The 18,943-nt window shown below is 41.1% G+C and carries 21 protein-coding genes and 2 other annotated features; of the genes, 4 read left to right on the top strand and 17 right to left on the bottom strand.

Features of this window, described 5'->3' with window-relative positions:
* Nucleotides 1-5: 5 nt before the first annotated feature.
* Nucleotides 6-1,040 carry a phenylalanine--tRNA ligase subunit alpha gene (pheS, locus tag NSQ70_RS12880; RefSeq protein WP_008346004.1) on the bottom strand — a complete coding sequence of 345 codons (1,035 nt, stop codon included), beginning with the start codon at nucleotides 1,038-1,040 and terminating at the stop codon, nucleotides 6-8.
* Nucleotides 1,041-1,416: 376 nt separating this feature from the next.
* A complete protein-coding gene (locus NSQ70_RS12885; RefSeq protein WP_041506747.1) occupies nucleotides 1,417-2,160 on the bottom strand; it encodes an RNA methyltransferase in 744 nt (247 codons plus the stop codon).
* Nucleotides 2,161-2,273: 113 nt separating this feature from the next.
* Between NSQ70_RS12885 and sspI the strand changes: the two genes are divergently transcribed.
* Complete coding sequence (sspI, locus tag NSQ70_RS12890) at nucleotides 2,274-2,495, top strand: small acid-soluble spore protein SspI (protein ID WP_008346010.1); 222 nt, start codon at nucleotides 2,274-2,276, stop codon at nucleotides 2,493-2,495.
* Between the two features lie 45 nt (nucleotides 2,496-2,540).
* Here the strand turns inward: sspI and cstA are convergent, their stop codons facing one another.
* Both cstA and NSQ70_RS12900 read right to left on the bottom strand, forming a co-directional pair.
* Nucleotides 2,541-4,337: a carbon starvation protein CstA gene (cstA, locus tag NSQ70_RS12895; protein WP_041092520.1), complete on the bottom strand. Its 1,797-nt coding sequence runs from the start codon at nucleotides 4,335-4,337 to the stop codon at nucleotides 2,541-2,543.
* Between the two features lie 349 nt (nucleotides 4,338-4,686).
* Nucleotides 4,687-5,775 (bottom strand): M42 family metallopeptidase, encoded by a 1,089-nt coding sequence (locus NSQ70_RS12900; protein ID WP_326241333.1) that lies wholly within the window; start codon nucleotides 5,773-5,775, stop codon nucleotides 4,687-4,689.
* A gap of 179 nt (nucleotides 5,776-5,954) precedes the next feature.
* On the opposite strand from NSQ70_RS12900, the gene NSQ70_RS12905 reads away from it, so the two are divergent.
* The gene (locus NSQ70_RS12905) at nucleotides 5,955-6,359 is read left to right on the top strand and encodes a hypothetical protein (protein ID WP_008346017.1); all 405 of its coding nucleotides are present in this window, start codon (nucleotides 5,955-5,957) and stop codon (nucleotides 6,357-6,359) included.
* 17 nt (nucleotides 6,360-6,376) lie between these two features.
* On the opposite strand, the gene NSQ70_RS12910 is transcribed toward NSQ70_RS12905, so the two are convergent.
* From NSQ70_RS12910 to infC, 4 genes are all read right to left on the bottom strand, one after another.
* The gene (locus NSQ70_RS12910; protein ID WP_138278846.1) at nucleotides 6,377-6,643 is read right to left on the bottom strand and encodes a DUF1294 domain-containing protein; all 267 of its coding nucleotides are present in this window, start codon (nucleotides 6,641-6,643) and stop codon (nucleotides 6,377-6,379) included.
* Nucleotides 6,644-6,706: 63 nt separating this feature from the next.
* Nucleotides 6,707-7,066 carry a 50S ribosomal protein L20 gene (rplT, locus tag NSQ70_RS12915; protein ID WP_007501659.1) on the bottom strand — a complete coding sequence of 120 codons (360 nt, stop codon included), beginning with the start codon at nucleotides 7,064-7,066 and terminating at the stop codon, nucleotides 6,707-6,709.
* 31 nt (nucleotides 7,067-7,097) lie between these two features.
* A complete protein-coding gene (rpmI, locus tag NSQ70_RS12920) occupies nucleotides 7,098-7,298 on the bottom strand; it encodes a 50S ribosomal protein L35 (protein ID WP_003216324.1) in 201 nt (66 codons plus the stop codon).
* Nucleotides 7,299-7,323: 25 nt separating this feature from the next.
* Nucleotides 7,324-7,839, bottom strand: coding sequence for a translation initiation factor IF-3 (infC, locus tag NSQ70_RS12925; protein ID WP_024718649.1), 516 nt, complete (start codon nucleotides 7,837-7,839; stop codon nucleotides 7,324-7,326).
* Between the two features lie 71 nt (nucleotides 7,840-7,910).
* Nucleotides 7,911-8,042: a sequence feature (ribosomal protein L20 leader region), on the bottom strand.
* 338 nt (nucleotides 8,043-8,380) lie between these two features.
* Here infC and NSQ70_RS12930 point away from each other — a divergent pair.
* Both NSQ70_RS12930 and NSQ70_RS12935 read left to right on the top strand, forming a co-directional pair.
* The gene (locus NSQ70_RS12930) at nucleotides 8,381-8,956 is read left to right on the top strand and encodes a DUF4352 domain-containing protein (protein ID WP_039168866.1); all 576 of its coding nucleotides are present in this window, start codon (nucleotides 8,381-8,383) and stop codon (nucleotides 8,954-8,956) included.
* Nucleotides 8,957-9,092: 136 nt separating this feature from the next.
* Complete coding sequence (locus tag NSQ70_RS12935; RefSeq protein ID WP_024718651.1) at nucleotides 9,093-9,872, top strand: HAD family hydrolase; 780 nt, start codon at nucleotides 9,093-9,095, stop codon at nucleotides 9,870-9,872.
* A gap of 52 nt (nucleotides 9,873-9,924) precedes the next feature.
* Here the strand turns inward: NSQ70_RS12935 and NSQ70_RS12940 are convergent, their stop codons facing one another.
* The 9 genes from NSQ70_RS12940 to speD all read right to left on the bottom strand — a co-directional run bounded on the left by NSQ70_RS12940 (nucleotide 9,925) and on the right by speD (nucleotide 18,777).
* On the bottom strand, nucleotides 9,925-10,845 hold the full coding sequence (locus NSQ70_RS12940; RefSeq protein ID WP_342502197.1) for a methyl-accepting chemotaxis protein: 921 nt from the start codon (nucleotides 10,843-10,845) through the stop codon (nucleotides 9,925-9,927).
* Between the two features lie 171 nt (nucleotides 10,846-11,016).
* A complete protein-coding gene (gene thrS / locus NSQ70_RS12945; protein WP_007501674.1) occupies nucleotides 11,017-12,957 on the bottom strand; it encodes a threonine--tRNA ligase in 1,941 nt (646 codons plus the stop codon).
* A gap of 45 nt (nucleotides 12,958-13,002) precedes the next feature.
* Nucleotides 13,003-13,250 (bottom strand) — a binding site (T-box leader).
* 43 nt (nucleotides 13,251-13,293) lie between these two features.
* Nucleotides 13,294-14,163 carry a putative sporulation protein YtxC gene (ytxC, locus tag NSQ70_RS12950; protein ID WP_039168873.1) on the bottom strand — a complete coding sequence of 290 codons (870 nt, stop codon included), beginning with the start codon at nucleotides 14,161-14,163 and terminating at the stop codon, nucleotides 13,294-13,296.
* Between the two features lie 60 nt (nucleotides 14,164-14,223).
* Nucleotides 14,224-14,862 carry a TVP38/TMEM64 family protein gene (locus tag NSQ70_RS12955; RefSeq protein ID WP_342502198.1) on the bottom strand — a complete coding sequence of 213 codons (639 nt, stop codon included), beginning with the start codon at nucleotides 14,860-14,862 and terminating at the stop codon, nucleotides 14,224-14,226.
* 32 nt (nucleotides 14,863-14,894) lie between these two features.
* Nucleotides 14,895-15,824: a primosomal protein DnaI gene (dnaI, locus tag NSQ70_RS12960; protein WP_008346034.1), complete on the bottom strand. Its 930-nt coding sequence runs from the start codon at nucleotides 15,822-15,824 to the stop codon at nucleotides 14,895-14,897.
* Nucleotides 15,825-15,841: 17 nt separating this feature from the next.
* Entirely contained in the window at nucleotides 15,842-17,263 is a 1,422-nt protein-coding gene (locus NSQ70_RS12965; RefSeq protein ID WP_017367826.1) for a replication initiation and membrane attachment family protein, read from the bottom strand.
* Between the two features lie 99 nt (nucleotides 17,264-17,362).
* Nucleotides 17,363-17,821: a transcriptional regulator NrdR gene (gene nrdR, locus NSQ70_RS12970; RefSeq protein ID WP_003216720.1), complete on the bottom strand. Its 459-nt coding sequence runs from the start codon at nucleotides 17,819-17,821 to the stop codon at nucleotides 17,363-17,365.
* A gap of 4 nt (nucleotides 17,822-17,825) precedes the next feature.
* Nucleotides 17,826-18,212, bottom strand: coding sequence for a cytosolic protein (locus NSQ70_RS12975; RefSeq protein ID WP_096881727.1), 387 nt, complete (start codon nucleotides 18,210-18,212; stop codon nucleotides 17,826-17,828).
* A gap of 184 nt (nucleotides 18,213-18,396) precedes the next feature.
* Nucleotides 18,397-18,777 (bottom strand): adenosylmethionine decarboxylase, encoded by a 381-nt coding sequence (gene speD, locus NSQ70_RS12980; RefSeq protein ID WP_003216492.1) that lies wholly within the window; start codon nucleotides 18,775-18,777, stop codon nucleotides 18,397-18,399.
* Between the last annotated feature and the right edge of the window lie 166 nt (nucleotides 18,778-18,943).

Below are 18,943 nucleotides of genomic sequence, written 5' to 3' on the forward strand. Positions count from 1 at the left end.
TCCTCTTAGTCCTGCTTAAATTGCTTCGTGAATCTAATATCATTTGTGTAGAAATGACGAATGTCATCTATGCCGTATTTCAGCATGGCAATACGTTCAACACCCATTCCAAAAGCAAAGCCTTGGTAAGTATCTGGATCAAATCCGCTCATTTTCAATACATTCGGGTGAACCATTCCTGCACCTAAAATTTCAATCCAGCCTGTTCCTTTACATACAGAACAGCCTTTCCCGCCGCATTTAAAGCATGACACATCAACTTCAACGGAAGGTTCTGTGAATGGGAAAAAGCTTGGGCGCAGTCTAATTTCACGATCTTCACCAAACATTTTTCTTGCGACTGTCTCAAGCGTCCCTTTGAGGTCACTCATGCTAATATTGTGATCGACCACAAGTCCTTCAATTTGCATGAATTGATGGGAGTGAGTGGCATCATCGCTGTCACGTCTATATACCTTACCAGGGCAGATGATTTTCACAGGGCCTTGGCCTTTATATTTCTCAAGTGTACGTGCTTGAACGGGTGATGTTTGCGTTCTCATGAGTGTGTCTTCAGTAATATAGAAGCTGTCCTGCATATCACGTGCCGGATGTTCTTTTGGAAGATTGAGCGCTTCAAAGTTATAGTAATCTGTTTCTACCTCTGGGCCCTCTTCAACGGTATAGCCCATGCCGATAAATAAATCTTCAATATCTTCTACGACAATCGTTAATGGATGTCTTGCCCCGATTTTGATCGGACTTGCTGGTAATGTGACATCAATGGTTTGAGAAGCCAGTTTCTTTTTCACTTCTTCTGCTTCTAGCTGCTCATTTTTTTCAGCAATGGCACCAGCAATCTGCTCTCTCACTTCATTTGCAAGTGCGCCCATTTTTGGTCTTTCTTCAGCGGAAAGCTTGCCCATTCCGCGCAGCACTTCTGTAATCGGACCTTTTTTCCCTAAATATTGAACACGAATATCATTGACTTCTTTGAGCGAGCTGGCTGCTTCTACCTTCGCTATCGCTTCTGTTTCAAGCTGTTTTAACGTTTCTTGCATGAGTGTTATCCTCCTTTTAATATACAAAACCGTCTGAATAAACGGGTGTTTGATTGTTTGAAGACAATAAAAAAACCCGCCCCTCCAAAAAAGAAGGGACGAGTTGTGGTCGCGGTACCACCCTTGTTAAGCACAAATATATGTGCGAATAAGCTTCATTGACATAACGGAATCAAACGAATCCGGTTCACCTTTACGCAAAACCTGCGGTCCCGGTGACAACTCCAGAGGTGAATTCCTGTTTCAGCATTCCTTAAATGCACTTTCAGTCTACGATGCATTCTCCCTATTAGGACGCTCCGTGAAACAATCTTCCTCTATCATGGTTTTTAAAATATTAGTTTCATTATAGTGAAAAATAGGACGTGATGCAACACTATCCGCGCAAATGATAGACAAGAACCGCTGCTGCCACAGCCACATTTAATGATTCCGCTTGTCCGTACATTGGAACATATAAATTTTGATCTGTCATTTGAAGAATCTCTGGATCAATACCTGCTCCCTCGTTGCCTACAATTAACGCAAATGGACCTTCTGATGCTATGTGTCTATACTCTTTCGCATCTTTCAAAGCACTGCCATATACAGGTATGCCTTGCGCCTTTAATGCTGGAATTGTCTGTTGTAGCGTTTGTTTTAAGATAGGCAGGTGAAAATGAGACCCTTGTGCTGAACGGAGCGTTTTTCCGTTAAACGCATCAACGGTTCCATCCCCTAGAATCACAGCATCAAGCCCCGCTGCATCTGCTGTCCGAATGAGTGTGCCTAAATTCCCCGGATCCTGCACTGCATCTAACAGAAGCATTCGTTCATACTTTTTCTCCTCAAATACAGGAATTGTACAAACCGCTGCGATTTGCTGAGGTGTTTCCGTTTCCGTCATCGCAGTAAAAGCCTCTTCACTTAATTCATACAGCTCAATGTCAGGCTCGATGTCAGCAGGGAGCATGTCAGGCGTTGCGACCATTAACTCTTTTACAACCCCGCTTTTCAATGCTTCTTCTACTAAGTGTTTTCCTTCAACAAGGAACAGCCCTGTTTTCGTTCGTTCTTTTTTTGTATGGAGCTTTTTCCATTGTTTAATGTGTGCGTTTTTAGCTGATTCTATATATTTCAAGCGACTTTAACTCCTTTAAATATCATGAATTTATTATATCTCAAGCACACTACATAATAAACCTGTCTTTGAGACAGAATAGGGCTATCACCATCAAAAAAGGAGTGTGGGCAATGGATTTTAATTTAAGAGGCGCAGTGATTCAAAACATTACTGGCCATAATCAAGAGCAGCTTGAGCATACGATTTTAGATGCGATTCAAAGTGGCGAGGAAAAAATGCTGCCAGGGCTTGGCGTTTTGTTTGAGGTGTTATGGCAAGAGGCATCAGAAGATGAAAAAAATGAAATTCTTGAAACATTAGAGCAGGGCTTAAAGCCTGAGCATCAGCAATAACAAGAAGCCGGTTTGCTTATCTCTGAGCAAGCCGGCTTTGTTCATTTAGCCAGTGATTGGCGTCTCCATTCGAAGAGCAGGATCGCGCCAAATCTCGATCCACTTTTTAATAGCGAACACGATAATGACAAAACCTAAAATCAGCATAATAATCGAAAGCACGGCATTCAGTACACTGTAGCCAGATGCTTCAGGATTGAGATAGACATTCGCAACCATCCAATAACCCGCATAATTCACCGTCACATATAAGTAAGCAAGTGGAATTAAACAAGTCAACATATACCGTCTTTTATCCGCAATTTTTAATACAACCGTCGCCCCAATGATTAATCCGACCGAGGCCATTAATTGGTTTGACACGCCAAAGAGTGCCCAAATGGACCCAATGTCTCCAGAGTAAAGCAAGTATCCCCACATAAAACAAGCAAGTGCACTTGCAAAGACTGAACCTGGTAACCAGTCATTTCGTTTCAGCGGTTTATATGCTTCTCCAAAGAAGTCTTGGATCAAATATCGCGCGACACGGGTTCCTGCGTCAATCGCCGTTAAAATAAAGACGGCTTCAAACATAATCACGAATTGGAAGAAATAAGAGGCCAAATGACTAAAGAACGGAATACCCGTAAAGATGTACGCCATCCCTACAGCTAATGTAACAGCTCCACCTGTTCTTCCTTCTAAGTCAAGACCGATTTCTTTGCTTAGTTGAGGAAGATTCTCGACACTCATACCAAGCGTACGGAACACTTCAGGTGTACTATTAATTGCAAAATAATCTCCCGGATGAAGCGCAGTAGCGGCAATTAACGCCATGATTCCCACTAAACATTCTACGAGCATCGCGCCAAACGCCACCGGCTTCATATCACTCCAACGATCTAGCATTTTTGGCGTTGTGCCTGAGCCAACAAATGCATGAAAACCAGAAATCGCGCCACAAGCAATGGTAATTGAAATAAAAGGCCATACAGGTCCAGCTAAGACAGGCCCTCCTCCATTTACAAACTCCGTAAACGCCGGAAATTGGATGGTTGGATTAACCACAAAGATTCCCGCAATCAGCGCGATGAAAACACCAATTTTCATAAAACTGCTTAAATAGTCTCTTGGTGCCAAAAGCAACCAAACCGGCAGGGCCGCAGCAAAAAAAGCATAGATTGGCAGAGCAAGAGCAAGCGTTTTTGTATCAAGTGTTAACAAATCTCCAAGTGCTGTTCCTTGAATATTCGGCCCAAGGAATACCCCCAACATCAGTAATATGAATCCCGCAGATGTCGCCAGCTTTAAATTGCCAGTCTTTTTATAATAAAGGCCGACTCCCATCGCTATTGGAATGGTAATACCAACTGCAAAGGTTCCCCAAGGATTTCGTTCTAAAGCATGAAGCACAACCATGGACAGTCCTGCCATTGTAATTGTAATAATAAATAACATGGCGAGCCCTGTGCAAAATCCTGCCACAGGACCAAGCTCCTCTTTCGCTACCTCGGATAGTGATTTCCCCTTTTTTCGCATCGAAGCAAACAAGACCACAAGATCATGAACAGCTCCGCCAATCACCGCTCCAATTAAGAGCCAAAGGAGACCAGGTAAATACCCAAATTGTGCGGCTAAAATCGGACCAACTAATGGACCAGCAGCGGCAATTGCAGCAAAGTGATGCCCAAATGTGACCCATTTGTTTGTTGGCACATAATCTTTCCCATCCTCGAGTGCATGAGCCGGTGTAGGATGATCATCTGTGACCTTTAATACCTTCACCATCATAAACGTGCCATAGAGGCGATAGGCAATCGCTAAAATACACATCGATCCTATCACAATTGAAACCGCATTCATTTAACCATCCCCTTTGTATAAACAATTTGTTACAAATATAACATAAATTGATTGATTTTTCTTTCTTTTAAAACCTAGTTGACAAATAGGAATAATTGATTTAATCTAAAATAAGCTTCACCTACTTCCATAAACTCTCTTTTGACAGAGCCTCAATTGGCTCTGTCCTTTTTATTGATTTCATCTTACATAAATACAAGATAGATCACATGTGCCTTCCTCACTAGAAAAATATCACTTCATTTACTGAAAATAGTTCTTTTGACACAACTTACATTCCAAAGTTCATTTCCTGGGAAATTCAACGCAATTAAAAAACCTTTCCCCATACTGAGGAAAGGTTTCATCATTAAGAACCGTACGTAATTTGTTCGACCGTTTTTTGATCAAGTCTTTTGATGACTTCTGTTAAAAGCTTCACCGCATTTTCATAATCATCTCGATGAATCATGGCTGCATGGGTATGAATATATCTGCTTGGAATCCCGATGGATAGTGATGGAACGCCATGACCTGTTAAGTGAATACCTCCAGCATCTGTTCCTCCACCTGGCATGGAATCATATTGATAAGGAATGTTTAATTCATCTGCAGTTTGGACAACAAAATCGCGAAGCCCTTTATGAGAAACCATGGAAGCGTCGAATACAACAATCGTTGGTCCTTTGCCAAGTTTGCTTGTTGCTTCTTTTTCAGTAATACCTGGTGTATCACCTGCTACTCCAACATCAATAGCAAATCCAATATCAGGCTGGATTGTAGCTGCAGCTGTTTTAGCTCCGCGTAAGCCAACTTCCTCTTGGACAGTTGCTACACTGTATGCAATATTTTCATGCTGAGTATCCTTTAAATTCTTCATGACATCAATCGCTACTGCACAGCCGATACGGTTGTCCCAGGCTTTTGCAAGAAGCATTTTTTCGTCATTCATTACCGTAAACTCAAAGTAAGGTACGATTTGATCTCCAGGGAGGACGCCCCATTCCATTGCCTGTTCTTTGCTCGAAGCCCCAATATCAATGAACATATCTGTGATTTCGATTGATTTCTTTCGTGCTTCTGGTGATAAGACATGTGGCGGTTTAGAACCAATCACACCTATAATGTCTCCTTTTTTCGTCACAATGGTGACACGCTGCGCCAACATAACTTGTGACCACCAGCCACCGACCGTTTGAAAACGAATATAGCCTTTGTCATCGATTTTTGTCACCATGAATCCTACTTCATCTAAGTGACCAGCAAGCATCACTTTAGGCCCATTTGCATTTCCTTCCTTCTTAGCAATTAAGCTGCCAAGGCGGTCTGTAGAGACTTCATCCGCATATGTTTCTATGTATGACTGCATGACTTTTTTTACATCACGTTCATTTCCTGGAATCCCTTTTGCATCCGTTAGGTCTTTCAGCATAGTTAATGTTTGATCTAGTTTTGTCATTCTGTGTATCCTCCTTTTTCTTCATGGTGCATTCTTATTATACAAAACCTCTTTCGTTCAATACGATCTTTTTATGAATATTTTTTCGTTAATCGAAATATTTTTTTAAAAAAAGTTGAAACCTTTTGTCTTTCTCATTCGTAGTACATCAGATAACGGTATTGGAGGTGCATCCTGTCATGTTTGTCATCCTCATTAGACTTGCTCTTGTTGCATTGCTTGTCTATATTTTCTACATGGCGGTAAAATTCTTCTCAAACCCGAGAAGAAAGCTGAAACAAGCACAATTAAAAGAAGGCTTTTATTTTATGGACGAACAGCAAAATGCCCGTAAAAATTTTAATTTCGTCTATAAAGGTGTCTTGTTTGAAGGGGAGAAGCATGTTCCTTCTAAGGATCATCCTCTGTTTGTCCACTCCATTTACGTTTGGACGGAGTCACCTGAGAAGCTAAATGAATTCACATTAGAAGACTTTGAAAAACTTGAGGAAAACATCATTGAACGGTATCCTCAAACAAAAATTGATTGGGATCAGCCCATCAAAAAAATCAAACAAAAAAAGGGAGCAGATACGCCGACTTAACGGCGTCTGCTCCCTTTTCAGATGAGATTGAGATAGACCAATATCACCAATTGGACAATAATTAAAGCAGGCATACCCATTTGAAAGGCAGGATGCTTCGTTTTATGACGGAAATACTGCATGCCAAGAAATGACCCAGCAGCACCAAAAAGTACTGCGGCACTCCATAAGTGCGCTTCTGATATTCTCCATTTGTGTGCTTTCGCTCGGCGTTTATCCTCTCCCATGAGACAAAACCCATAGACATTGACCAAGATGAGCAGCACGATCAGAGCGATATTCATTGATTTCACCTCACATGATGAGAAAAAAAGATCACTCCTTGGCGGAATGATCTTTTATATGACTTACTTGTCTAGTTGTGCTTTTGCAGCATCAGCAAGCTGGTTGAATGCGTTTAGGTCATTCACAGCAAGATCAGCAAGCATTTTGCGGTTTACTTCGATACCAGAAAGCTTTAAGCCATGCATTAAACGGCTGTAAGAAAGACCGTTCATACGAGCTGCAGCATTGATACGAGTAATCCATAGTTTACGGAAGTCACGTTTTTTCTGACGACGGTCACGGAAAGCGTAGTTTCCAGATTTCATCACCTGTTGGTTTGCTACTTTATATAATCTATGTTTTGAACCGAAATAACCTTTTGCTAATTTAAGAACCTTTTTACGACGCTGACGCGACACAGTTCCGCCTTTTACTCTTGGCATTGTAATTCCCTCCTATGTTTCCTATTCCAGATTACTTGATGTTTGCAAGTTGTTGTTTGATACGTTTGAAATCTCCAGCACTTACGATTGCGCTCTTACGCAATTTACGTTTTTGCTTTGTAGATTTGTTAGCGAACAAGTGACTTGTGTACGCATGAGAACGTTTAAGTTTACCAGAACCTGTTTTTTTGAAACGTTTAGCAGATCCGCGGTGAGTTTTCATTTTTGGCATTGGATGTTTCCTCCCTCTGTTACTTTTACTTTTCGACTTTTGGTGCAAGCATGAGGAACATGCTGCGTCCGTCCATCTTAGGTTTTGTTTCTACTGTTGCTACTTCAGCGCAAGCTTCAGAGAAACGGTCTAACACGCGCTGTCCGATTTCTTTATGCGTAATCGCACGGCCTTTAAAACGGATAGAAGCTTTCACTTTATCTCCCTTTTCAAGGAATTTGATTGCATTACGGAGCTTCGTGTTAAAATCATGTTCATCGATTGTCGGGCTCAACCGAACTTCTTTTAAGCTAATGATTTTTTGATTCTTACGTGCCTCTTTTTCCTTCTTCTGTTGTTCGAATCGGAACTTACCGTAGTCCATGATTCGGCAAACAGGTGGTTTTGCATTTGCAGCAACTAACACAAGGTCAAGATTGGCTTTCGTAGCAATTTCCAGAGCTTCCTGGCGGGTTTTAATCCCCAGCTGATCGCCATTTTGTCCGATCAAACGAACTTCACGCGCACGAATACCTTCATTAACTAATTGATCTTTGCTAATAGTGAGCCACCTCCATGAGATTTTGAATTGAGTTCACAATTCATTTTGACCATTTCGTTGTATGTTTTACAGGCAAACAAAAAGTGTGGGCATATAAAACACCCACACTGCGAACATTTGCATGAAAAAATAAATGTACGGTCAACCTGTCAACTACAAACATGTGTCAATCAGGTGAGAAGCGGGTGCTTCTGCTTGTGATATCTATTCAATTCGTTAACTATTCTACACAATTTTCATTTGTCCGTCAAGTAACCGAACTCTTGAAACAACTTTTTCATTTTAGCATGACGAAACGTTTTGGGCAAGACTTATTTAAAAAGAAAATAAAGTCTCTTCAATTCCTTCAATATTTCATTAATACACCGATATAAATCAAGTTGTATACACAAAATAAACAAAAATATAAATCATATTACATATAAAAAAGGATATTATATCTATTTTTTCAAAAAAATGATTGATTTTATAATCCTTTAGACTTATCATTGGAGAAGTATTCAAATTCATTTAATAAAATAAGGAAAAGTAGGGGATTTATTTGAAAAAGTTTTTTAAGATTGGGTGTCTTAGTATCATTATTCTCATTTTGATCATTATCTTTGTATCTTGTATGGCTGGGGGCGGCAACAAAAAAGATAATACATCAAACACTGGTTCTAAAAATGCAGTAACGAGTAGCGAAAAGAAAAATAATAAAGAAAAAACGCATAAAATTGGAGATAAAGTAGCAGTCGAAGACTTTACTTATCAAGTAAACAGCGTAACAGAAGCGAAATCTTTACAAAAACAGTATATGAGTGATGTAACGACAGACGGCAAATTTGTGATTGTTGAAATAACGGTCAAAAATACAGGTAAAAAAGGTAGAATGGTAGATACTGAGATGTTCAGGTTAATTGGCAAAGACGGCACAGAATACAAATCACTTGCAACAAATAATATGTATGTAAATGATACCGATTCAAGTTTCTTCTTAAAACAAATAAATCCTAAATTATCTAAAAAAGGTAAAATTGCTTTTGAAGTTCCAAACGAAAAGAAATTCTCGCTTCAAGTCTCATCAGGACTAGGATGGACTGGCGGTAAGTATAAGACCATTGATTTATCAAAATAATGTAAGAGTGCACATTTTTGTGCACTTTTTTTATTACTAAATAATCTATTTAAACTCTAAAACTTCTATTGTAAAATGAACATGAGCCTGTCACATGCAATTGAGGGTAACTACATACATAACAAGGGAGAAGATCATGAAAGCCGTATTTTTCGATTTAGATGATACTTTGCTTTGGGATGAAAAAAGCATTCATACCACTTTTCAGGAAACATGCAGGGAAGCGGAAAAGAAATATGGACTTGATCCAGAATCGTTTGAACAGATCGTGCGTGAAGAAGCAAGAAAGCTGTACTCTTCTTATGAAACATATGATTATACTGTTATGATTGGCATTAATCCTTTTGAAGGACTGTGGTCTAATTTTAGTGAGCCGATTAGCGAAGGCTTTCAAAAGCTGAACGCCCTTGCACCAGAGTATCGCAAAAATGCTTGGACGAACGGCTTAAAAGAGGCAGGCATTGATGATGAAGCATTTGGTCAATACTTAGCAGATTTCTTTGCAGCAGAGCGCAGAAAACGCCCGTATGTCTATGAAGAAACGTATCCTGTTTTAGAGCGCCTGAAGGGCACCTATGAATTACTCCTTTTAACAAATGGAGATCCTAGTCTGCAAAAAGAAAAACTTGCAGGTGTTCCGGAACTTGCCCCTTACTTTAATGAAATTGTGATTTCAGGAGATTACGGAAAAGGAAAGCCTGATCCTGGCATCTTTGAGCACTGCCTTCAGCTGTTAAATCTCACAAAAGATGACGTCATCATGGTAGGAGATAATCCAAAAACAGATATTCTCGGCGCTTCTCGCGCTGGCATCCAAACCGTTTGGATCAATCGTCATGGCAAGAAAAATGAAACAGATGTGACACCAGATTATGAAATTAAAGACTTACACGAATTGTTTGATATTTTAAAATAAACCATAGGAAAAACACCCTTCTGATCGAGATTGGGTGTTTTTTCGTTTTCGGCTATACAATTGCTGCTAAACTTTGTGCTTGACGATCTAAGCCTCGTGCTGCTTCTCCTACATTCATGAATTCCTCGCTTGCTTGCTTGACAAGATCCCGGTTTGTAAACACGCTTGTCTTTGCACGGCTTGTTCCGCTGCTGACCTTTTCAACTTCTAAATGGATCGCCTTCACATAACGATCTACCTTTACGATCGCTTCCTTTGAATCTGTCGCAAGCTTACGGATTTCTGCCGCGACGACACTAAAGCCATTTCCATAGGAACCCGCATGCGCAGCTTCTATGGCCGCATTCAATGCCAGCAGCTGCGTTTGGGAAGCGATACTGTTAATCGTTGTAGCAATTGAGCTGATCGACTCCACCTGCTCTGTTAACCCTTCTAGCAAACTCATGTTTTGATCAGTTTCATTCGCGATATGTTCAAAAGAAGCATTTACACTTTGACTATGCTGGATGCCGATTTCCGCTCGCTCCATTAATTTTGCAGACATATCCTTTAGGTCTTCTACTACCTGCTTCATTGTGTCTTCTCTCTCCGTAATATCTGTTGCCACTTTCACGACAGCCACTACATTCCCCTCTTCATCGAGCACTGGTGTATACGTCGCTTCAAGCCATAAGGTGTCACCGTACTTCGTGATCCGCTGCACCTTTTCCTGAAACACTTGACCATTCTTCAAACGCTTCCAAAACATTTGATAACTTGCGTCTTCTGCAATATGCGGAGGACAAAACTGTCTATGCTTTAAACCAATCATTTCTTCCTTTGAATATTTCATGGCTTTTGCAAAAATATCATTGACCCATAGGACCTTACCTGTGACATCAAATTCAATCATCGCCAGTGAGTGTTCTAACGCTCGAAGAACGGCTGATTGCTCTAATACTTGTGTTGATAAACTGTTTGTTGTTTGAATCATCGCTTTCATTCCCCCAATTTGCCTCTCTCTAATAGTACATACTTACCCATACTTTCGTACTATCTAAACGTATCATTTGCGTACTTGGATCACTAGTGGAGAATTTTTTTCCATAAGAAAAAAGCCAGCAACCTCAATAGATGAGATCACTGACTGTTTCGTTCGCCTTCATTATTTTTTTGCTTCTGCGACTGCATGTTTCACAAAAGCTTCGAGGTCCATTGTTTCTGAATCTTGTTCCCCATATTTTCTTACATTGACCGCGCCATTTTCTGCTTCTTGATCACCGACAACCAGCATGTACGGAATCTTTTGCATTTGCGCTTCTCTAATTTTGTATCCTATTTTTTCATCACGACTGTCTAATTCTACACGCAGTCCTTCAAGCTGCAAACGTTCTTGCACTTTTTTCGCGTAATCTAGATGGACAGATGGTGAAACCGGGATGACTTGGAATTGTACAGGTGCCAGCCATGTTGGAAGAGCTCCTTTGTATTCTTCAATTAAGAAAGCAACGAAGCGTTCCATTGTGGACACAACTCCTCTATGAATGACAACTGGACGATGGTGTTTTCCATCTTCTCCGATATATGTGAGATCGAAACGCTCTGGAAGTAAGAAGTCTAGCTGTACAGTAGACAAAGTCTCTTCTTTTCCAAGAGCTGTCTTTACTTGGACGTCAAGCTTAGGACCATAAAATGCCGCTTCGCCTTCTGCTTCATAGTAGTCATGTCCAAGCTCGTCCATTGCATCTTTCAGCATAGACTGCGCTTTATTCCACATCGCATCATCGTCGAAGTACTTCTCAGTATCTTCTGGATCACGGTAAGATAAGCGGAATGTGTAGTCATTCAAGCCAAAGTCTTGATACACTTCTTCAATTAGGCGAACTGTACGAATGAATTCGTCTTTGATTTGATCTGGACGAACAAAGATATGGGCATCGTTTAATGTCATCCCGCGAACACGTTGAAGGCCAGATAAAGCACCTGACATTTCATAACGGTGCATTGTACCAAGCTCTGCAATCCGAATTGGCAATTCGCGATAGCTATGCGGCTCGTTTTTGTAAATCATCATATGGTGCGGACAGTTCATTGGACGGAGAACAAGATCTTCATTGTCCATTTCCATCACAGGGAACATGTCTTCTTGATAATGCGCCCAGTGGCCTGATGTTTTATACAATTCTACACTCGCAAGAACGGGTGTATACACATGCTCATAACCAAGGCGTACTTCTTTATCAACAATATAACGCTCAATGACGCGGCGAATTGTGGCCCCTTTTGGCAGCCAGAGCGGAAGACCTTGGCCCACCTTTTGAGAGTTCGCAAACAGTTTCAATTCTTTGCCTAGTTTACGGTGATCACGCTCTTTTGCTTCTTCAAGCAGACGTAAATGCTCGTTTAATTCTTCTTTACTGAAGAAAGCTGTTCCGTAAATACGCTGAAGCATTTGGTTGTTACTGTCGCCTCTCCAGTAAGCACCTGCAAGGCTTAACAACTTGAATTCTTTGATTTTCCCTGTAGACGGCAAGTGAATACCGCGGCATAGATCGAAGAATTCACCTTGCTCATAAATTGTGACGGCTTCGCCTTCTGGGATTGCTTCTAACAGCTCTAGCTTCAATTCATCGCCAATTGCTTCAAAGCGTGCTTTCGCTTCTTCTCTAGAAACTTCAATGCGCTCAATCGGCAAATTGCTGTTAATGATTTTTTTCATTTCTTTTTCAATCTTTGGTAAATCTTCAGGTGTAATCGCTACATCGATGTCGACATCATAGTAAAAGCCATTTTCGATGACAGGGCCTACGCCAAACTGGACGTGATGCTCTTTTCCATAAATGCGTTTGATTGCCTGTGCTAGTAAATGCGCTGTGCTGTGGCGCATAATATCGAGCGCTTCTTCACTCTTATCTGTGATGATCTCGATTGTTCCACTTTCTAACAGCGGCGTACGCAGATCTATTTCTTTGCCGTTCAATTTACCGGCAAGCGCTTTTTTCTTTAGGCCTGGGCTAATTGATGCCGCGATGTCTTCTGTTGTAGCTGTTTTGTCAAACTCCTTGACTGCTCCATCTGGAAATGTAAGTTGAATTTGTTCTGACATCTCTAGTCACTCCTTTTTTTGGCAATATAAAAACCCCGCCCCCTGGAAAGGGACGAGGTTGAATAAACGGAATCGTGGTTCCACCCTTTTTCCCGTATTTGCAGCTTGCTTTGTCAAAAGCAAATACGGCTTGTGGTTCAATAACGGGAATTCCCGTCAGCTATTACTAAACAGTTCACAGCTGATGTTCAAAGGTGGTAAAGCAAATGGTCCTCTGCTAGGAAGCTTTCAGCCACGGCTTCCCTCTCTTTAAGCGGGTGTTCATTTGTTCATGTCCTTATCAATACGGTCTCTGTATGAAGTTACACCGTATTATAAAACGTTTTTTCGTGAAAATCAAGAAAGCTTTTCACTTTTCTTTTCCAAATGACTAGGAACAAATTGAACATGCTGTTCCTGAAACGAATGAGAAGGGAATACCTCAACTCTTTCTTGAAAAATATTTTGAATGGTTTGCACCATCGAGTGACCTGTATCATCTGTAAATAGGTCAATCTTTTGTGGCGCAATGGATACAAGCGGTGCAATCAACTGCGAATCAATATACATTGGATGCTCTCTTACAAACTGTCTGTCTATGTATTGTTTTTGATCACGCTCAGAAGCGTACCGAAATTCCCAAATCATCAGGCGGTCCTGATGTACAACATGTACTTTTTCAAGCTTAGGTTCTCTTGACATCACATAGTCTCGAAGGGATTGAATAAAGTTTTGATATTCTTGTTCCATTTTATATTCTTCGATGGATACTTCAACATAGTTCTTCAGCCTTCTGTCATACGCTGAGAGCCTAAATGTCATAAATGAACCAATGGAAAAAACACCTTTCTGTAAAGAAATCGTCTCAAGCTCTTTTTTTAACAGATCCTCCCTCGGTGGGTCTTGATGAATTCCAGGAATATCATCTAGATCCCCTTTCATGATGCTATGGGCGATTGAAAGAATTTGGTGCTGCTCTTCTGGATCTTTAAATAAGTATGTGTTTTCAAGGATGCTGCGCATGCGTTCATTTTCTTTGCATTCCAAAAAAAAGTGAATCAGTAATGTCCGCACAATGTGCTCTATGGCTTCTCCTGATTTCTTCGCTTCTATGAGAAGCCGGTCTTTCCCTTGTTGAATCGAAATGTGATGCCGACTGTCCAAGTGTTCAGCAAGATGTAAAAAAGCGGCGGTATCATATTCATCTTCAAAGATTATTTCAAGCATGTTTGTCCCCCCTAACGACATCTGTTACATATATATGGGGGGAACATAAAAAATAGACGCCTAAAATAAATCAGGCATCTTTCTTTTTAAAATCAGTGACACTGAGATAAAGATCAAATAAATCAAACAAACAATCGCTAAGGCGGCATAATTTCCGCTCACAAAGCTTGATCCAAGGACATTTAACGCCACAGTACCAGGTATTAACCCTAAAAAAGTCGCCGCCGCAAATGCACGATAATTCGCACGTGAAGCTGCTGCGGCATAACTGACAAAATCAAAGTGAATGGGCGCAATGCGTAATAAGAGGATATAAAGAAATCCATGCTCTTGAATACGGGACGTCACCGCTTTTAGCTTCCGATTGCTTGATTCGGTTTCCTGCTTGTTTGAACGGAAGGTTGAGGCAAGCAGGAAAGATCCTGTTGCACCTGCTGTCGCACCGGCTAAGGCATAAATGGTCCCAAGGACACTGCCGAATGCCAAACCTGCTGCTAGCGAAAAGACGGTGAGAGGGACAAGCACAAATGGACGAAAAAGTGATAAGAAAAGAAAGACAAAGGGAGCTAGCATCCCAAATTGAAGAATCCAATTCTTCACATCTTTCGGCGACAGTTGAAGATGCTGTTTGTTGAGCCACCATAGCACAGCAGCTAGAACCCCAATCACGAGGAAAAGCAGCCATTTTCTTTTATTCATTTCATCCGCTCCCCTTCACGTGACCTATCTTTTTATAAATGACGGCGATTTTCTCCTTCAAGCAGAACTGGTTCAGCTAGGTAGAGAATACGTTCCATTAATCGAGCTGCCTTCACCTCTTCTTTTTCCCCGCGCTGTGAGTACGTAAAGTGATGCTTTAACTCATTCGGTGAGAAATTAGAAGAGAAAAAAGTCGGCAGCTGCTCTGCCATGCGGTATTGCAAGATTGTTCCTAAAAGTTCATCTCGTACCCAGCTTGTCATCGACTCTGCTCCAATATCATCAAGCATTAAAATTGGTGTTGATTTGACCATATTCAGCTTCTCTTCGAGTGTATGATCAGCTAACGAATTTTTTAACTCTCTCACAAATTCAGGCACGTATACAAGGAGAGATGGATACTCTTTTACCGCTAGCTGCTGCGCAATCGCTGCCAGAATAAATGTTTTTCCGACCCCAAACTTTCCATGTAAATAGAGGCCTTTTCCCTTACCTGTTTCATCATAACTTTGCAGGAATTGACCTACTTTTTGAATGACTTCTTGTCTTCCAACCACATTTAAATCAGCAAACGTCGCTTGAAGAACATTCTGCGGAATGTACATGCTTTTCATGAGTTCTTGCTGTTTTTTCTGTCTATCAAGTCGCAGTTTGACAGGACAAGGGGAATATTCAATATCAATGCTCTGACCTTTGATCACAAGCTTCGGGTGATACCCGTCTAAAATGACATTTACATTCTCTTCCTCTAAGCAGTAAGAACAGCCCTTTGATTGTTGTACATATTCAAAGAGCCTGTTCAAGCTGCGATTGATCATGTCTTCTTGGATGTCCTCTTGATGCTCCTTTAAAAAAGCTTTTACATCTTCATCAGCTAGGACACTTTCTTTAATCTGATTGTATCTCACGCGAAAATCTACCCGCCCTTTTAGCTGATCAAATGAACGACCGATCGGTTTCATCTCCATCTCACCTCACATTAATGTGCATTGTACTTTTTCATATTATTAAACTGATCTAACAATTTTTCTTTTTCTCGTTCGAGGTCCTCTGTAGACAAGTTATCTGTCTGTTCTTTTGGCTGTTCTTTCGTTTCAGCTTCCTTCATCCAGTCAGGCAGTTTCTCCTCGCGGATCACTTTTCCTGATCCATATGATTGACGCTTATTTTTTTGCTGCGCCCATTCTGTCATTTGCCTATTCTCTTCTTTGGCAATTTTCATAGCAGCTGCCACGGTTTTGATTTTCTTTCGCACCCAGTGGGCGGCGATTTTCTGCATATATGTTTTAGACAGTTTCATATCGGTTTTTAGCAGTGTATAGTAGATCAGGACATTCATGACCCCAGGCTCCAGCTGCTGCTCAAGCATAATATCTTCAACAATTCTTAAGTCTGCATACGTCGGCTCAATGCCATCTGCCATATCTTTTAGAAGCTCTCTAGGCGAAATATGATCAAGCTTTTCAATCAATTTCGCATCAGGTGCATCTGCACCTGAATTCTGCGTGACATTGTGACGTAAATGTCTTGGCTGTTTTTGATCAATCAGCTTCGGCTGTTCGCCTCTGTATTCAATTTGATACCAATCTCTCGCTGCTTTTCGCAGATCCTCAGTTGATATCATCTGATCTGAACCACAGGCACCTGCGACAATATTTTGCATTTGCAGCGGGGTGATGCCATAGACGACCGCTAACTTCTTAATTGTCTCTTTCACTTGCTTTGTCAAAGCTTTTCTTGGAATCATCATGTCCGACATGCCTGCTAACAATAGATCAAAATCAAAAGATTCATCTGAAAGCGGTGCAGGCTGACTTGAGCCAACTGTCACATATTCGTAGCCCTCGTCAAGCGATGACGCCTGATTGATTTCCTCTGTCATCTTGCGCTCTCCTGGCTGCAAGACGTGAAACACTTCTTCAAACGATCGGGAGATGTTCTTTGCATCAGCAGGAACTCCTGGATAAGAAAAATAATCACGAAGCTGCATATATTTTGCTTTCTCTACCCGATGATACAAAAGGACATTCAGCATACCGTCTTGGAAAAATTCATCCGGTCTCAGCGGCGGCACGAGCTCATATGTAAACAGTCTGCCTTCTTCCGTTTCCTGTTCATATGTGCGGAGTAATCCGATCGCTTCAAGCTTTAAGCGCTCCTCAAAAATATCATTTAAATTCGTTTGCAGCATCACCATCAGCTGACGGTGAGGTGCGGGTTTCCCCCACATTCGATTTTGTTCCAGCTCTCCCCACAGCGTCATGTATAAACTGAAAGCGGACATGCCAATAAGCGGCTGATATAAAAGAGTAATAAGCTGTCTATCGATGTCACCGAGCAATGAAGCGCTTTTGACGACATACGGATCGACGGCTAGCACTTCCTTCCAATGCTCTGTCATATGCTGATCCTCCCTTAATACGGTTGTCTTCATTGTACACTCTTTTTGCGTTTTACGCTTTACGCAGGAAAAAGAGCATGAAGAATCTTCAGCTCTTTTTTAGCGTTCTTTCTTTAATAAATCTTTTAATTCATCAATAAATACATTGATATCTTTAAATTGACGGTATACCGAGGCAAACCTGACGTAAGACACTTCATCAATTTTCGCCAGCTCGTCCATCACCATTTCCCCTACAAGCTCGCTTTTCACCTCTGACATGCCTTGGTTACGCAATTCCTTCTCGATGTTAAAGCAGACATCCTCGAGCTGTTTTAAAGCGACAGGACGTTTTTCACATGCTTTGATGAGGCCTCTCAGCATCTTTTCCCGGCTGAATTCTTCTCGAATTCCTTCTTTTTTCACCACAATCAATGGCAATTCTTCTAATTTTTCAAACGTCGTAAAGCGATATTGACAGCTTTCACACTCTCTTCTCCGACGGATGGACTTCCCTTCATCTACTGGTCTTGAATCAAGCACCCTTGTGCCAAGGTGCTGACATGTGGGACATTTCATTTCATCAGCTCCGATCTCTTCTTGGAAGTTGTTTGTCTAGTTCTTTATAAAGGGACAAAACAGCCTTTTGACTGTAGCCAAAGTCTGTTGGCAGTGCTGTTTCTGTTGTCACATTAAAATCGACAGCTGTTTCAAAAGGACGAATTGAAATGACAGTCGCCACGAGAAAAGCTTTTTTCGGCGTTCGTATGTTTGCGCTGATTTCACCTCGTTCTGCTGAAACAGATGTCACTTGATAGGAATCGTTTCTTAAAAGAACGGCTTCTACCGCTTGGAAAACTTGAGTTTGTGTCGATTTGTAGTAATGGCTTTTCAGCTCTGACACTGGATGATGGTCAGATGTTTCTGTATGATTTGAAATGAATCGTTTGAGCTTTTGTCCTAAAGTCATACACATATCCCCTTTGTCATAAACCCTCTTCTTTATTTTATAAAAAAAACCTTTGTTTTCCTAGAACAAAAGTATAGACAGGTTGGATCATGCTGGATGTCGTGTATGGAACAAATATAAAAAGGAGCATAACACAAAGGCATTTAATGCTTTTGGCCAGCTCCCATTGCAATCTTTTTTATGTTTACAGTGCTTTGGCTTGCGCCTGTTTCACTTGTACAGGTCCCATGCCTCGAGGAATTTCGATGTTTTCTCTTGTTTCAGCACCTAGTTCATCTCCGATATGATCTGCTGCAATATTCGGATCTAGATCGCCACAAGTATAAACATCTATGCTCGCATAACCATGTTCAGGAAAGCTGTGAATTGTCAGATGAGATTCAGAAATAATGACAACTCCACTTACTCCTTGAGGTGCAAATTTGTGAAAAGCAACCTCTCTTACTTCAGCTCCTGATTTCAAAGCTGCATTTACAAACGTTTTTTCAATAAAATCCATGTCGTTCAGTTTATCACAGTCGCATCCCCATAACTCGGAGATAACGTGACGTCCGATTGTTTCCATCATGGACCCCCCTTAAACAAGAATGAAAGAGTGAAGTTCTAAGCAGCCGGACCGGACATATACCACGGGGGAAAGTTAGTCCAAAGAGGTCCTAACCCTTTAAGTATACCCGAATGAGTCTGCGAACAAGAAGTTCACGAAAAATAGTATACTTTGTTTAGACCCA

The organism is Bacillus sp. FSL R5-0397 (assembly GCF_038593395.1).
Lineage (GTDB): Bacteria > Bacillota > Bacilli > Bacillales > Bacillaceae > Bacillus > Bacillus altitudinis.

What these genes read in the sequence shown, in the direction of transcription:
- rplT (WP_007501659.1), bottom strand. Translation starts at nt 7,066, where the DNA reads ATGCCAAGAGTAAAAGGCGGAACTGTGTCGCGTCAGCGTCGTAAAAAG.
- NSQ70_RS12955 (WP_342502198.1), bottom strand. Translation starts at nt 14,862, where the DNA reads ATGAATAAAAGAAAATGGCTGCTTTTCCTCGTGATTGGGGTTCTAGCT.
- NSQ70_RS12935 (WP_024718651.1), top strand. Translation starts at nt 9,093, where the DNA reads ATGAAAGCCGTATTTTTCGATTTAGATGATACTTTGCTTTGGGATGAA.
- NSQ70_RS12965 (WP_017367826.1), bottom strand. Translation starts at nt 17,263, where the DNA reads ATGACAGAGCATTGGAAGGAAGTGCTAGCCGTCGATCCGTATGTCGTC.
- NSQ70_RS12975 (WP_096881727.1), bottom strand. Translation starts at nt 18,212, where the DNA reads ATGACTTTAGGACAAAAGCTCAAACGATTCATTTCAAATCATACAGAA.
- NSQ70_RS12910 (WP_138278846.1), bottom strand. Translation starts at nt 6,643, where the DNA reads ATGAATATCGCTCTGATCGTGCTGCTCATCTTGGTCAATGTCTATGGG.
- dnaI (WP_008346034.1), bottom strand. Translation starts at nt 15,824, where the DNA reads ATGAAACCGATCGGTCGTTCATTTGATCAGCTAAAAGGGCGGGTAGAT.
- speD (WP_003216492.1), bottom strand. Translation starts at nt 18,777, where the DNA reads ATGGAAACAATCGGACGTCACGTTATCTCCGAGTTATGGGGATGCGAC.
- pheS (WP_008346004.1), bottom strand. Translation starts at nt 1,040, where the DNA reads ATGCAAGAAACGTTAAAACAGCTTGAAACAGAAGCGATAGCGAAGGTA.
- nrdR (WP_003216720.1), bottom strand. Translation starts at nt 17,821, where the DNA reads ATGAAATGTCCCACATGTCAGCACCTTGGCACAAGGGTGCTTGATTCA.
- sspI (WP_008346010.1), top strand. Translation starts at nt 2,274, where the DNA reads ATGGATTTTAATTTAAGAGGCGCAGTGATTCAAAACATTACTGGCCAT.
- NSQ70_RS12905 (WP_008346017.1), top strand. Translation starts at nt 5,955, where the DNA reads ATGTTTGTCATCCTCATTAGACTTGCTCTTGTTGCATTGCTTGTCTAT.
- NSQ70_RS12940 (WP_342502197.1), bottom strand. Translation starts at nt 10,845, where the DNA reads ATGATTCAAACAACAAACAGTTTATCAACACAAGTATTAGAGCAATCA.
- rpmI (WP_003216324.1), bottom strand. Translation starts at nt 7,298, where the DNA reads ATGCCAAAAATGAAAACTCACCGCGGATCTGCTAAACGTTTCAAAAAA.
- cstA (WP_041092520.1), bottom strand. Translation starts at nt 4,337, where the DNA reads ATGAATGCGGTTTCAATTGTGATAGGATCGATGTGTATTTTAGCGATT.
- NSQ70_RS12900 (WP_326241333.1), bottom strand. Translation starts at nt 5,775, where the DNA reads ATGACAAAACTAGATCAAACATTAACTATGCTGAAAGACCTAACGGAT.
- thrS (WP_007501674.1), bottom strand. Translation starts at nt 12,957, where the DNA reads ATGTCAGAACAAATTCAACTTACATTTCCAGATGGAGCAGTCAAGGAG.
- ytxC (WP_039168873.1), bottom strand. Translation starts at nt 14,163, where the DNA reads ATGCTTGAAATAATCTTTGAAGATGAATATGATACCGCCGCTTTTTTA.